This window comes from Geothrix sp. 21YS21S-2, assembly GCF_030846775.1.
Classification (GTDB): domain Bacteria; phylum Acidobacteriota; class Holophagae; order Holophagales; family Holophagaceae; genus Mesoterricola.
This window is the reverse complement of record NZ_CP132910.1, coordinates 444,714-457,845: the sequence shown is the minus strand read 5'-3', so window position 1 is coordinate 457,845 and position 13,132 is coordinate 444,714. Positions and strand designations below refer to the sequence as shown.

Below are 13,132 nucleotides of genomic sequence, written 5' to 3'. Positions count from 1 at the left end.
CGGAGGCGACCAGCAGCAACTTGGTTCGTGTGATGCCTATTGGTAGGGACCAGGTGTTTCCGAAGGTTGTAGGGGTACTCATGGGCATGGGCTACCAGGTACGGTCCGTAAATCAGGAGGTGGGCCAAGTGAACATTTTCCGAACCTGGGATGTTTCGACTGGCCTCGGCGGCAGGTTATCTTTGACCATGGAAGGAACCCTATTCTTTCAGGGAGAAGGTTCCGGTTCGACTCGCGTCCGAATCATTGTGACCGAAACCAATCGTGTTAACGGCCGCGAGATCCTGGATCCTGCTCTTTGCCAGGAACTTCTTAAACAGCTCGAAAGCGCCCTCCGGTAATCCACGCGCACTGAAGTTGACAGCGAAAGCCTTTTCGAGGTTGCAATACTCCCCGAATCAATCGCGCCGCGGGTTTCAGTGAAGAGCAGTTCCATCTTGCCTACCCGGGCATTCCACCCCGGGCACGGCCCTCGTGCTGCCCCAATATTTGGTAAACCAGCACAAGCATTATCTCTTCCGCTATCGCGCGTTTGGGGCCGTACCCGCCAATGCTGCCGTTAGGGCATGGTGCGCGAAGAAACCCAGGGCCCAGCAGTGCGCCGCGTCCTGCAGCGGCTCCCCCGAAGGCCACGGTAGGCTGGTTTCTCCGCGCCGGCCTCAGAAACTGAAAAGCCCAGAGCTACATCACCAGGGCAAGCCGCAGCCCGATGGGCAATGAGCGCCCTTCTCCTCCGAGCGCTTCCGGAACGCCCCTCCCACCGCGCCGTCCCAACGAGGCAATATGGGCGCGCCGGTCCTAATTTGACTGGGCGGGCCGGCTCCATCCCTGCCGTCCCGGTATAGGCCCGCATGCTCAGGCCTTCGAGCGCCAAGTCCATTGCAACCGTTCTCCCCGGAGGCGCACAGCTCTAAAGGAGAGGTGTGCCATGGTCCAGGCAGAAGGCTTCAGCGATCGGTTCAAGGAATATATCGACAGGCTTGCCAATGAGTTACACCGCGCTGATTGGTGTGGGCGGGATGAGGTTCTTCTGGGGTATTGCCGGGGCCTCCTGATTCCGAACGGCCGAAAGAGCATGGAACCGATTGCGGTTCGGATGGATCCGGGGCATGCCCAAGCAAGTCGCGAAGCCGTCCAGCAATTCATCACCGATTCCAAATGGAGCCACGAAGCCCTTCTCCGGGGCGTTCGGGAATACGCCCTGCCTATCCTACTTCGGACGGGTCCCATGGAAGCCTGGATCGTTGATGACACCGCCTTCCCCAAGAGTGGCAAGCATTCGGTAGGAGTCGCCCGGCAGTATTGCGGGTTAAAGGGGAAGCAGGACAATTGCCAGGATGCTGTGAGCGTATCCGTCGCCAACCAGGAAACAAGCCTTCCGTGCGCTTTCCGCCTCTACCTTCCTGAATCCTGGGCGAAGGATGCTGTCGCAAGGAAGAAGGTAGGCGTCCCGGAGGAAATCCGGTTCCAGACCAAGTGGGAAATGGCTCTGGGAATGATCGAGGGGCTCCGCAAGGAGGGTATGGCTCCTGCTCCTGTGCTGGCGGATGCCGGCTACGGGAACGCCTCGGAGTTCTGCGAGGGGTTGACGAGGCTGGGTATGACCTACGTGGCCGGCATCCAATCCAACACCACGGTCTGGGCTCCCGGAACCAGGCCTCTGCCTCCCAAGCCCAAGCCAGCCAGGGGTGCCAGGTCCCACCGGCTGCAGGTGGACCCGGACCACCCGCCCAAGACGGTGAAGGAAATAGCTTTGTCCAGGCGCCCGGAAACCTGGAAGGAGATCACCTGGTGGGAGGAGGGATCCAAGGGGCCCCTGACCTCGCGGTTCACCATTCTCAGGGTCCGCAGCGCACACCGGACGCAACGACAAACCAGAGTCCCGTCTCTGGAGTGGCTTCTGATCGAGTGGCCCAAGGGGGAGGCCGAACCCACCCACTACTGGTTATCAACCTTGCCCGCCACAACCCCGTTACAGGAACTGATCCGGATGGCCAAGTTGCGCTGGCGTATCGAGAGGGACTATCAGGTTCTGAAAGACCAACTCGGGCTTGACCATTTCGAGGGAAGGACCTGGAGGGGATTCCACCATCACTTCAGCCTGGCCATCGCGGCCTACGCGTTCCTGACCGCCGAGGAAGCTCGGCTTTTCCCCCCTACGATCTGGGAGGCCCTCCAACGAATCCAATTTGCCCTCTCCAGAAGTCATCCCTGGGCAGCCTCTCCCCGCCCGCGTGGATCGCCATGTGCCGAGCTCCCTGGAGACCCTTCAAATCCTCATCGCCCAGGCTCTCATCGTCGGGATGACCCGGTGCCCCTGCTGCGGTAGGACAGGTTGTGCCGAAGCAAAAGCCGGGTAGGCAAGCCCGGGCGTGGGGAGGGACGAAGCTCAGCCTAGGCTAAAGCCCTGGTGTCAGCGTGCCCTGGCGGGCCCATCCAAGGGCGAACCCAGGAACCGCCGGGCCCTAGCACCCAATGGCCACGCTAATGGACGGGCATCAATGATGACCGACGGCCAAGCCCTTCTTTCAATCCTCCCTGTGGTCGCCGGGGGAGCCGGCCCACCCAGTCAAACTAACCCAGCGTTTAGGTCGGACCCAAACCTGACCTTCTCCCTTTGAGGTAGCATCCATCCAATCCTCCCTCTCCCCCGTTCGCGCCGCCAGGTTGGGGCCGACTCAACTTTGGCGTTAGGCATCCCATGGCGCGTTATCAGGAATGCACTACAATGTAGTGTATGGCCGTCGACTTGCAGTTCGAATGGGATCCAGGGAAAAACACCCTCAACATCAGGAGGCATAAAGTCTCATTTGACGAGGCTTCGACCTCCTTCCTTGATGAAAATGCTCTGTTGATCGATGACCCCGACCACTCGGAGGAGGAAGACAGGTTCATCCTCCTTGGCCTAAGTTCGTCGCTCCGGATACTCCTCGTCTGCCACTGCTATCGAGCCAAAGAAGGTCTCATCCGGATTATTTCAGCCCGGAAGGCCGACCGCCAGGAGCGTCAAGACTACCTACGGAGGTTTACTTCATGAGACAGCATTACGATTTCTCCAACGCCCGCCCAAATCCCTACTCCAGGATGCTTAAGCGCCAAATCACTTTGCGTGTTGATGAATCGACGCTGGAGTATTTCAAAGCTCTGTCCACCGAAATGGCCATTCCTTACCAGACTCTGATCAACCTCTATCTCCGAGAATGTGCTGCCTCGAAAAAGCATTTGAGGCTAACTTGGGAAGCGCCGAAAAGCGCCAAACCCGCTTAGTTGCCCGACGTCAACGCCAATTCCCCATCGACGACAATTACAATTCCCCATCGAGGGGCCGCTGCGTAGCAGCCGGCTTACCAAGTTCTTGGGCGCTTGGACTTGGAATTTCGGTCGGGTCATTACGTGAGGCAATCGTGTGCCCTCGGTCGAATTTCAGATGAGGTAAATTCCGGCCCAACGACAATTACAATTCCCCATCGCCAGGGCCGCGGCGGAGCCGCTGGCTTACCTGTTCTTCCCTGGCATCGCCATGGGCACGGGTGGTAAAAGCAGACCCGACGACAATTACAAATGGACACCTGCTGCTGCTGCGCCCTTGGCGCCGGACCCTGTGGGAACCGCGCATGCGGTTTTCAGCCGCAGGCCGAGGGAGGCGGGTTTCCCGTGGAACGGGGGGCGGGGCCCGTGGGAAACCGCGCCCTTTGCGGTTTTCCATGGGAGGGGCCCCGCCTTCCATGGGAAATCCGCGCCCGAGCAGGGACCGGCGCCGGGGGGGTCTGGGGGGGGGTCAGGCTGATGCGGATTCCTCAGGCTGGGGCATCCGTGCCTTGGCCGCATCGGCCCGGTAGCTGGTGCCGTTCAGTTCCAGGATCACGCAGTGGTGGATGATTCGGTCGATGGCCGCCGCCGTCGTCATGGGGTCCTTGAATATCCGGTCCCACTGGGAAAACACCAGGTTCGAGGTGATGATCACGGTACGCCGCTCATAGCGCTCAGCCAGGAGGGTGAACAGAACCTCGGTCTCGTCTCGGGTCTGCTGGATATAGCCGATGTCGTCGATGATGATCGCGTCGAATGCGTCCAGTCGGCGCATCTCGCGCTCCAGGCCCAGGCCCTGCTTGGCGATCAGCAGGCGCTGGACCAGGGCGTAGGCTGGCGTGAAATACACCTTGTAGCCCCGCTGGATCAATTCCGCCCCCAGAGCGCAGACGAGGTGCGTCTTGCCCCGGCCCGGGAGGCCAAAGGCCAGCAGGTTCTCGCCCCGGTCGACGAACCCGCCTTCGATCAGGGTCGCCATCTGCCGGCGGACCTTCACGGGCAGGAGGTCCTGCTTGAGGGTGGCCAGGGTCTTGCCGACCGGGAGCTTGGCGGCCTTGAGTACCCGTTCCAGGCGCTTCTGGCGCCGCTGCTCCAGTTCCAGTTCCATCAGGTGGTGCAGGAACCGATCGAAAGCCCAGCCCTCCTTCTCAGCCCGTTTCCCGGCTTCCCCGTAAGTCGCCGCCACCCCGGTCAGGTTGAGCTCCCGCAGCATGTCCCCCAGTTGCCGACGCGCTTCCTTGCTCATACCGCCTCCTCCAGCCGCTCCGTCAGCAACGCGTCAAACCCGCCCAGGTCCACCACCAGGGCCGGCATGTCCGGAATCTCGGTGGGTCTACCCAGCCCCATCAGGTCCTGCACGCGCGCCGGCTCCGGGATGATGCCCTCCGCCATCAGCAGCACCAGGGCCGCCTCGACATCGCACTCCATTTCCTCGGCGGCCAGGTTGAGGTTGCGCAGGTAGGCCACTTCGCCCCGGCGCTCGCCCAGTCCCTTCTGTAGAGCTTCCAGGGCTTGGTGCCAGACCGGCCCCGGGAACAGGTCCGCCCGGTGCCGGTATTGGGCAAAGGCGCCCGGTTTCTTGAGCATCGCCTTGACCACGTGGCGGTAGTCGATGCGGGTCCGGTACTCCCCCAGCAGCCTGGGGATCACCAGCAACCGCCGGTCTGCGAACCAGACCTCCAGCGTCATCTCGTAGAGCCGCACCCGCACCCACTTGCCCAGCAACTTCGGAGGCACCGAGTAGGTGTTCCGCTTCACCAGCAGGGTGCTTTCCTCGCTTACCTTGATCCGCCATTCGTCGAACTCGGCGAACGCCTCCACCCGCAGGGGCCGCATGGCGGCCAGTTCTTCGGGAACCCGCTTGCGGCGGGCGTTCGCCATTACGCAGGCCCCCTGGGCCCAGGCTTCCCACGCCTCCACCGAAGGGAAATCCCGGTGGCCGCGCAGCAGCAGGTGCTGGTGCAGGCGCCGCTTGAGGGCATTGTTCGAGGCTTCCACGTCGCCGTTCTGCTCAGACTTGCCCACGCTGATGGTCCGCACCTGGACATCGTAGTGCCCGGTCATCATGTCCCAGTAGTCGTCGTTATAGGCCCGGGGTTTCCGGCTGCGGGTCCTGTGAATCGTGGACTTCTCCTCTCCCGACCCCGTGATCTCCACCTCGACCGCAGCGCTGGCGGCGATCTTATGGGTCGCGGAAGTGGAGTTGTCGGTCTGGCTGAACAGTGGGATCCGGCCCAGCTGGGCCAGGGCCGCCGGGATCCCCCGCCGCAGGGCCAGCATGGACTCCGACTGGCACACGGTGATCCAGCCCCAGTTGGAGTAGGGCAGCACTACATGGCAGAGCATGTGGGGGAACGGCTCGCCATGGATCGTCACGTTCAGCTCCGTTGCCCAGGTGAAATCCGTCTGCATGGCTTCGCCCGGCACGTGGTCCTGGGGAAAGAACACCTCCTTGTCGGGGCCGAACTGGGCCTGCCAGACCTGGATCCGCCGCTGGAAGGTCCGGAGTTGGCCCTCCTGGTAGACCCCTGGCCGCTGGCGCATCAGGTGCTCGAACAGGCCCTTGGCCTCCAATTCCGGGGCCTCGGCTAGGCGGCCAGCAACCTCCGGCCAGTCCGCCGCGAACGGATCCGCCCGGGTCTGCCAGGCCCGTTCCGTCGGCATCTCCGAAGGAAACTGCTTGGCCCGTATGTAACTCCGCGCCGTCTTACGGTCCATATTGGCCATCATCGCCGCCCTGCCGACCTGGCCATGCTTCGCCATTTCCTCGTTCAAACGCCTCACCTGCTGATCCGTGACCCGACCCATGGCACCGCCTTCCCCAAGGCCAGGTGGCCATGGGGTACCGTGCCGACATCTGAGTCCCCTTGGCTATCCCGGAATGGGCAAGCCGATGGGGAAGTGTAATTGTCCGCAGTGGGGACTACTCAGTGTCGTCGGGCACTTAGTTCCCAAACGGAGAACAGGTCCCACCTGCGCCGTCCCAACGAGGGGATATTCACGCGCCGGTCCCAACTCAGCGTTCGAGGTCGGACCCCAACCTGACATTCTCCCTTTGAGGTAACATCTTTCCAATCTCCCTTCTCCCCCGTTCGCGCCGTCAGATTGGGGCCGACTCACCTTCGGCGTTAGGCATCCCAAGGCTCCAAAACCAACGTGAGCGCGGCACCCTAGGTGATGGTCCACCGACAACGCCGGAATACCTATACTGGTCCCATGCCCTCAGATAGCCCCCTCTGCCCCTTTTGCAATAGCCCAATGACCAAGGGGCTTTTAAGCACGCAGGGGCCGGTTCAATGGTTCGATGGAAAGCCAGGGTTCTTCCAAGAATTACTTGGCGGTGGAGACATCATCAATTCAGAAGTCGACATGATTCGCGGCAGCCACATCGAAGGGTGGCGCTGCAACGCATGCTGCAAGCTGCTCCTTGATTTCCATGCCACCCCATCTGGCCAGGTGTAAACCCGATGCGCTATGTTATCCAGCAACATCATCAATCGTCCGTCTGCCTATCCCGCGCTCGACCCCGGACCTCAAAGTACCTTCATCCACCCGTCAATTCTCGAGCCCCTTCCACCTTCCCAGCCGACCGCGCCGCCACTTTGAGTCCGGTCAGCTGGGCCGTTAGGCATTTCCTAAACCCGCACCCACTGGTCGTCAGCCCCAGCCGTGGAACTCGACCTCTCTTCCGTTCATAGGCCTGGACCGGCGTATCAGCAGATGAACGCTAGTCCAGGCCTTCAACCATTAGAACATTACAAAAGTCGCTTCAGCGCGGTCGGTGGCAATGCGCCATGGCCATCGGTGGCGCGTTATGGCAAACGGCAAGGGGCATAGCCGGGAGAACCTGCGTAGGATTGAGAATGCGCTCCGTTGTATAACCTATGCCACCGAGCAGCGCGCCCCCAACTGCACCGGGCACAGCCCCAATCCCACCCACGGCCATCCACCCAAGGCCTCCTGTCACGGCCCCCACGCCCATGAGTGCGCCCATCGCTTTCGGGTTCACGGAGTAATCATATACAGGTCCCGTCTGGGGTCGGAAGGGGTACATTCCTCCGCATATCTGGTCAAGAGAGTCCTCGGAGAGGATGTTTGCAGGCCTTTGAATAACATTCATCAGATTCTCCAATTCAGTATGGAAGGGCATCCTTGATGCCCATTTTTAAAGGACAGGGATGCAATGCGTCTATGGCAGGAGCCTGCCAGTGCGGGATACTTTTGAAGCCCACTCGGGGCAACGCCAGCCACCCCAAAAGAGTTGTCGAATGGATCTGGGCATTCGGAATCTAGGCAGTGTGCAGTGGCATTTCGGGCAATGCCTTACCGGTTCGAGCGCCATCACGAGGAGGGTCACCACAACTACGATCGTGATACATATGGCAATTCCTTGGACAGAATGATCCATGTCCACCCCCTCTTCCCAAAGCGGCCCCGATGCCCCAGGGAATGCGTCCCCGTCCCATCAAATATCCGGACGACGCAGAAGGTTCCTTGCTCCGTAATATGGGGTCTATCACGCTCTTTCGCCTTGACCAGCCAAAGTGTGTTGCGCCGCGAGTTTAACAGTAAAAAAAGCGCTCGTCCCCCTATCCTTGCGTTCAACCGGGGCCCCGCCTTTTGGATGCCTTCAAATCGTTTTCTTGCTCAATCTTCCCTTCTCCCACGTTCCCGTCGCCAAGTTGGGGCTCCCCCGAAGGCCACGGTAGGCAGGCTTCTCCGCGCCGGTATCAGCTGGCGAAAAACCCAGAGCTACATCACCAGGGCAAGCCGCAGCCCGATGGGCAATCAGCGCGCTTCTCCTCCGAGCGTTTCAACTGGGGGCCCATCCCACCGCGCCGTCCCAACGAGGTAATATCCACGCGCCGGTCCAAACCCAGCGTTCGGGATCGGACCCCAACCTGCGGTTCTCCCGGTGGTATCGTCTTTCCGGATGCCCTTCTCCCCCGTTCGCGGCGCAAGGCCCAGGCCAGATCAACTTCGGGGTTGGGGCATGGGGCGCGCGGCTCCTTGCTGCAACAACGGCGGCCCGCGCCGTGCGCCGACTCCAGGGTAGGGCTCGGTAGGCAACTGCGCGGGACACGACCTAGCCTAGATACGTTGAAGTTTTCTTTGCTGTAATGGTGAAATCTATAAAGCATGGCCGATGATCTCGAGATCCACCACCGCTTAGATACCGCCTCGTTCCTTTCAATATTCCATTATTCTCCAATGTCAGTTTGAACCAACAGGCATCCATGCCATCCGTGGCATAACCATCGATGATCAAGGTTTTTGTCTCAGAATCCCAATGCCCCAGAAGCCTTGGAAAGGCGGTGTTTCCTTGCACAGTAATAGTTACCGATCCGTCATTGTCAGGATGCATATGCCAAATATAGGTATTAGTTCCCCCGGGCGCTGCATCCACACAATTGCAATCGCCCTCAATACCAGTTACCTGCCAAACCCCCTGCAGAGGGTGCAGTTCTTGACAGGATGCCGAAGCGGACACAAGACAGGGAACGACAAGGACCAGCCTAGTCAACATAGATCTTCTCCTAATCCAGTAGGTTGGAAGGGTGAACGGGGTGACGCTTCCACTGCTTGCCAACAAAATGCAGTGGATAGCGTATTGGTTTCACCAAGATTCGACTTTTCGCGCGCCAATCCTACCCCGGCGTTCGAGGTCGCACCCCAATACCTGCCTGGCGTGATCTCCGGGGATGGCGAAGAACTCGATGCCGATGTTCTCGCCGTGCTTGAACCCATTCAAACCTTCCATGGACGTTGCATTGCCATTGTCCACCGGCTCGAGGAAGACGATGACAAAGTCGAAGTCGTCCCAGAGGGCATCGATTTATCTGATTCACAAATTCGAGAAATGACCTATTTTCAAGAACAGTATTTCTCTTCCGTCCTAATCCGCAAATGTCCCAAACCCGGTTTGACCTGAACGGAACACGACCTTCCTGGAGAGGCGATGAAGATCCTCGCGCTTGAGAATGAACTTCCCGGATTGTCCGCCAAGGATTTTGCGCCGTATCTTGAAGCAGAGGCCCAAAGGGTCTGGGAGCTCCAGCAAGCGGACCTCATCCGTGAAATCTATTTCCGCCCTGACCTGCATTCGGCGGTGCTGGTCCTGGAATGCGAGAGCCTCCCGGAAGCCGAATCAATTCTGGCTTCACTTCCACTTGTCTCAAACAGCCTCATCCGTTTTGAACTGGTTCCCCTGGCGCCATATTCCGGCTATTCGAGGCTCTTCTCCAAGCAAGGCTGATGGCAGGGTTGGCCCGCATGGAAATACTGAGCCATCCCAACGAGGTCTGATTGGCCCGCCGGTCCCAGTCCGGCGTCCGAGGTCGGACCCCAACCTGACCTCCGCCCTTTGAGGCAGGATCCATCCCATCCTCCTTTTCCCCCATTCGCGCCCCCAGGTTGGGGCCGACGCAACTTCGGCGTCAGGATTTCCGGGTGGTCTCATGAAGGTCAATCAGCCAACCAACCCATCCGCCCGCAATTGGATCCTGGCGTTTGTTGCCGTTACATTGGCATCCCTCGCCCTTGCCACCAGTGGCCACGTTGCCTACGCTGCCCTTGGGTTTGGCGGTATCGATTCTGCTCAATGGGAATTCGCCGTTCCAAGCACATTGGCTCTCCTGGTCGTGGCCGGCCTCCTCGGTCGTTTTGCTTACCGAAGGGCGCCAACAAGGGCCATGGCATGGACAATCGCGCTCGCCTTATTTGCAAATATTGCACCGTGGGCCGTTATCGTCTACAAGCTCCACTTGATCCTGTGACCCGGGATCAGGTCTCAACACGCGCGTTCCATCCGCTCATCCCACCGACGGCAGGTTCGCGGGCCGGTCCTGAGAGGTCGAACCCCGGCCTGCGCTTCTCCCTTGGTGGTATCGTCTTTCCGATCTCCCTTCTCCCCCTTCGCGCCGCCAGGTTGGGACCGACTCGACCTCGGCTCCAGGTATCACCCAGCATGAGGTGCCGAAATGGAGCGAAAGCGCATTGCACTCGCCGGTTTGATTCTGTTCGGGGTCGCATTGGCGTGGAATGCCCTTCTTCACCTTGTCCTTCTGGCCAAGGTCAATGCCTTGGTGCTGCACCTTCGCCGCCCCAACCAGCCATGGGTGATTCCGACCTCCCTCCTTCTGACGGCTGGCATTGTCACGCTCTTCCTGCTCGGTTATCTGCGCTTTTCCAGGCGTCCAACCCTGAGGGAGGGCCTGACCTACGGCTTGTCCTTCGGGCTCCTGGCGGGTCTACTGGTCGATCTCAATCAATTCCTCCTTTACCCCATCCCCGCCAAGGTTGCTGCCTGCTGGTTTGCCGGCGGCCTTCTCGAGTTCAGCTTTTACGGCATCCTTCTCGCCAAGATCATCCCTCCCAAAGGGCCAATGCCGGAGTCGATGCGGTCCAAAGGGCCGTCCCACCGCGCCGTCCCAACGAGGTGATATTCACGCGCCGGTCCCAACCCCGCGTTCGAGGTCTGACCCCAACCTGCACTTCCCCCCTTGGCTGTATCGTCTATCCGATCCTCCTTCTCCCCCGTTTGTGGCGCCAGGTGGCCCTTTGCGTCGGCGCCGAATACGGCGAGCACGAATTCTTCTTCGGTGCCAAGACACCGCTCCCCTTGGTGGTATCGTCTTTCCCCTATCCCCCGATCGGGGCCGACCCGGCTTCGGCGCCAGATCGCAACCCCATCGAAAAACCTGCCAGGCCAAAGGAGGACGGCATGATCAACCAGGTTTTCCTGACCTTCCCGTCGCCGACCTCGAGAGGTCGGTCGCCTTCTTCAAGGCGCTTGGATTTGCTCACAACCCGCAGTTCAGCGACGAGACGGCTGCGTGCATCATCATCAATGAAACCATTTCCGTGATGCTGGGAACCCACGCGAAGTTTCGTGAGTTCACGCCCAAGGCCGTCTGCGACACAAGTCAGGCCGCCGAGGTCCTGATTTCCCTCAGCTGTGAGAGCCGCGAGCAGGTGGATGAACTGGTTGCCAAGGCCCTTGCCGCGGGTGGTTCAACCTACGATAAACCCGAGGATTTCGGGTTCATGTACACCCACAGCTTCGTCGACCTGGATGGTCATGGGTGGGGGGTGCTCCACATGGTTTCCAATCCTGAGTCCTAGGGGTGCTTTGGTTTCAGCCGCGGCGGGTCCGGCTGGCTTCGGGCACGAGGATCCCATGGGCCCAGCGGTGCTCCGCGTCCTGATGCGGCGCCCCTGAAGGCCCCGGTAGACAACTGCCGTTTGGAAATCCGTTCAACGGCCCTTTTCCATCAACCTGGAGAAGCCGGTCCCCAACCTGCACTTCTCCCCGTGGTGGTATCGTCTTTGCGATTCCCCTCCTCCCCCTTCACGGCGCCAGGACCACCCGATGAACTCGACGATTCGCGCCCAGCTCGGCGACATCACCCACCTGGATGTGGACGCCATCGTCAACGCCGCCAATTCGTCCCTGCTTGGCGGAGGTGGGGTCGACGGAGCCATCCACCGTGCGGCTGGGCCCGACCTGGTTCATGAATGCCGGTTGCTGGGGGGCTGCAGGCCGGGCGAAGCGAAGATGACCAAGGGGTACCGGCTCCCGGCTCGACACGTGATCCATACGGTGGGCCCCGTCTGGCGGGGCGGGGCCTGGCAGGAAGCGGACGTGCTCTCGTCATGCTATCTCCGGTGCCTGGAGCTGGCCTCGGAGCATTCCATCCACTCCATCGCCTTCCCGAGCATCAGCACGGGCATCTTCGGCTACCCCATCGAAAGCGCCTGCCGGATTGCCGTGTCGACCACGCGCGCCTTCCTCGCCAGACCCAGCTCCATCGTCGAAGTCGTCTTCTGCTGCTTCAGCCCGTCCGACCTGGAGGTCTACGAAGGCGTTCTCAGGGGCCTTCCCACCTAGTCCCACATCGATCGGTCCCCACCCGTCCTCGGCCTCCATCACCCATGGGGGCGGCCACGGGCCGCGTTCCGCCGCGGGCAGGGGGCCGGGAGCGACCGCTTTGAAATGAGCTATAGTCGAGCCATGCTTCCCGATACCTTCGCAATAATCGGTGCGGTCATTGGCTCGCTCGGCGGATTCTATTACGTGTTTGAAACCATGGCCGGCCGGGCCCAGCCCAACCGCATCACCTGGCTGCTTTGGGGAATCTTCCCGATGGTCATCTTCGTGGCGCAGAGGGTGCAGGGGGTTCCGGGCGTTTCGTGGGCGTCCTTTGCCGCCGGCCTGACGCCGCTGCTGGTCGTCGCAGCATCCTTCTTCAACAGGAATGCCTACTGGAAGACCGAACCGCGGGACTACGGCCTGATGGCGGCGGCCATCCTCGGCATCCTCCTCTGGGGCATCACCCGCAATCCGAACCTGGCCCTGCTCTTCTCCCTGCTGGCCGATATGCTGGCGAGCGTCCCGACCCTCCTCAAGGCCCGTCGCCACCCCCGCTCCGAAAGCTGGGTGGCCTACGCGATCAGCGCCACCGGGTTCGGAATCAGCCTTCTTTCGGTTCAGACCTTCAACTTCCAGAGTGCGGCGTTCGTGGCCTACGTTTTCCTCCTCAACGCCGCCCTGGCGATGCTGGCCTCGATGCGCGCATCCTCGGGAACCCCAACCCCGGGGCCGGGAGGCGCGCATGACAATGCCTAGTCCTTTCGGGCCGTTCCATCGCTGACCTCCACGCTCCTTGAAAAGGGGCTTGCGGTTGAAGGTCAGCACGAAGGCCTTCCCGTCAGGGGGTCGGCTCCAGCCCGTACCGGGTCGCCCGGCCCTTGAAGGAAGGTCAGGTCCCCCTCCAGACCTGGAGAGCCGTCAGCCCCAGGATCGCTCCGGGCGCGGGCGACC

At 60.9% G+C, this 13,132-nt stretch carries 13 protein-coding genes; 11 read left to right on the top strand and 2 right to left on the bottom strand.

The window, feature by feature from the left end:
- Window positions 1-928 precede the first annotated feature (928 nt).
- The 3 genes from RAH40_RS02075 to RAH40_RS02070 all read left to right on the top strand — a co-directional run bounded on the left by RAH40_RS02075 (window position 929) and on the right by RAH40_RS02070 (window position 3,267).
- Window positions 929-2,329 carry an IS701 family transposase gene (locus tag RAH40_RS02075; RefSeq protein ID WP_306600404.1) on the top strand — a complete coding sequence of 467 codons (1,401 nt, stop codon included), beginning with the start codon at window positions 929-931 and terminating at the stop codon, window positions 2,327-2,329.
- 408 nt (window positions 2,330-2,737) lie between these two features.
- Window positions 2,738-3,037, top strand: a complete 300-nt coding sequence (locus RAH40_RS23000; RefSeq protein WP_373432543.1) for a BrnT family toxin — start codon at window positions 2,738-2,740, stop codon at window positions 3,035-3,037.
- Complete coding sequence (locus tag RAH40_RS02070; RefSeq protein WP_306600403.1) at window positions 3,034-3,267, top strand: BrnA antitoxin family protein; 234 nt, start codon at window positions 3,034-3,036, stop codon at window positions 3,265-3,267. Before RAH40_RS23000 ends, RAH40_RS02070 begins: the two co-directional genes overlap by 4 nt.
- 511 nt (window positions 3,268-3,778) lie before the next feature.
- Here RAH40_RS02070 and istB read toward each other — a convergent pair.
- Window positions 3,779-4,555, bottom strand: a complete 777-nt coding sequence (gene istB, locus RAH40_RS02065) for an IS21-like element helper ATPase IstB (protein WP_306599086.1) — start codon at window positions 4,553-4,555, stop codon at window positions 3,779-3,781.
- Complete coding sequence (locus tag RAH40_RS02060) at window positions 4,552-5,973, bottom strand: hypothetical protein (RefSeq protein WP_306599087.1); 1,422 nt, start codon at window positions 5,971-5,973, stop codon at window positions 4,552-4,554. Before RAH40_RS02060 ends, istB begins: the two co-directional genes overlap by 4 nt.
- A gap of 513 nt (window positions 5,974-6,486) precedes the next feature.
- On the opposite strand from RAH40_RS02060, the gene RAH40_RS22995 reads away from it, so the two are divergent.
- The 8 genes from RAH40_RS22995 to RAH40_RS02025 all read left to right on the top strand — a co-directional run bounded on the left by RAH40_RS22995 (window position 6,487) and on the right by RAH40_RS02025 (window position 12,937).
- Entirely contained in the window at window positions 6,487-6,771 is a 285-nt protein-coding gene (locus RAH40_RS22995) for a PF20097 family protein (protein WP_373432542.1), read from the top strand.
- A 2,137-nt stretch (window positions 6,772-8,908) separates the two neighbouring features.
- Window positions 8,909-9,241: a hypothetical protein gene (locus RAH40_RS02055; RefSeq protein WP_306600402.1), complete on the top strand. Its 333-nt coding sequence runs from the start codon at window positions 8,909-8,911 to the stop codon at window positions 9,239-9,241.
- A gap of 27 nt (window positions 9,242-9,268) precedes the next feature.
- Complete coding sequence (locus tag RAH40_RS02050) at window positions 9,269-9,565, top strand: hypothetical protein (RefSeq protein WP_306600400.1); 297 nt, start codon at window positions 9,269-9,271, stop codon at window positions 9,563-9,565.
- Window positions 9,566-9,767: 202 nt separating this feature from the next.
- A complete protein-coding gene (locus RAH40_RS02045) occupies window positions 9,768-10,085 on the top strand; it encodes a hypothetical protein (protein ID WP_306600399.1) in 318 nt (105 codons plus the stop codon).
- Window positions 10,086-10,289: 204 nt separating this feature from the next.
- Window positions 10,290-10,751, top strand: a complete 462-nt coding sequence (locus RAH40_RS02040) for a hypothetical protein (RefSeq protein ID WP_306600397.1) — start codon at window positions 10,290-10,292, stop codon at window positions 10,749-10,751.
- Between the two features lie 118 nt (window positions 10,752-10,869).
- Window positions 10,870-11,433: a VOC family protein gene (locus RAH40_RS02035; RefSeq protein WP_306600396.1), complete on the top strand. Its 564-nt coding sequence runs from the start codon at window positions 10,870-10,872 to the stop codon at window positions 11,431-11,433.
- Between the two features lie 247 nt (window positions 11,434-11,680).
- Window positions 11,681-12,199, top strand: a complete 519-nt coding sequence (locus RAH40_RS02030) for an O-acetyl-ADP-ribose deacetylase (RefSeq protein WP_306600395.1) — start codon at window positions 11,681-11,683, stop codon at window positions 12,197-12,199.
- Between the two features lie 123 nt (window positions 12,200-12,322).
- A complete protein-coding gene (locus tag RAH40_RS02025; RefSeq protein ID WP_306600393.1) occupies window positions 12,323-12,937 on the top strand; it encodes a hypothetical protein in 615 nt (204 codons plus the stop codon).
- Window positions 12,938-13,132 lie beyond the last annotated feature (195 nt).

Coding starts and splice junctions, on each gene's coding strand:
- RAH40_RS02045 (WP_306600399.1), top strand. CDS start 9,768: ATGAAGGTCAATCAGCCAACCAACCCATCCGCCCGCAATTGGATCCTG.
- RAH40_RS23000 (WP_373432543.1), top strand. CDS start 2,738: ATGGCCGTCGACTTGCAGTTCGAATGGGATCCAGGGAAAAACACCCTC.
- RAH40_RS22995 (WP_373432542.1), top strand. CDS start 6,487: ATGGTCCACCGACAACGCCGGAATACCTATACTGGTCCCATGCCCTCA.
- istB (WP_306599086.1), bottom strand. CDS start 4,555: ATGAGCAAGGAAGCGCGTCGGCAACTGGGGGACATGCTGCGGGAGCTC.
- RAH40_RS02075 (WP_306600404.1), top strand. CDS start 929: ATGGTCCAGGCAGAAGGCTTCAGCGATCGGTTCAAGGAATATATCGAC.
- RAH40_RS02070 (WP_306600403.1), top strand. CDS start 3,034: ATGAGACAGCATTACGATTTCTCCAACGCCCGCCCAAATCCCTACTCC.
- RAH40_RS02040 (WP_306600397.1), top strand. CDS start 10,290: ATGGAGCGAAAGCGCATTGCACTCGCCGGTTTGATTCTGTTCGGGGTC.
- RAH40_RS02060 (WP_306599087.1), bottom strand. CDS start 5,973: ATGCCGACGGAACGGGCCTGGCAGACCCGGGCGGATCCGTTCGCGGCG.
- RAH40_RS02025 (WP_306600393.1), top strand. CDS start 12,323: ATGCTTCCCGATACCTTCGCAATAATCGGTGCGGTCATTGGCTCGCTC.
- RAH40_RS02030 (WP_306600395.1), top strand. CDS start 11,681: ATGAACTCGACGATTCGCGCCCAGCTCGGCGACATCACCCACCTGGAT.
- RAH40_RS02050 (WP_306600400.1), top strand. CDS start 9,269: ATGAAGATCCTCGCGCTTGAGAATGAACTTCCCGGATTGTCCGCCAAG.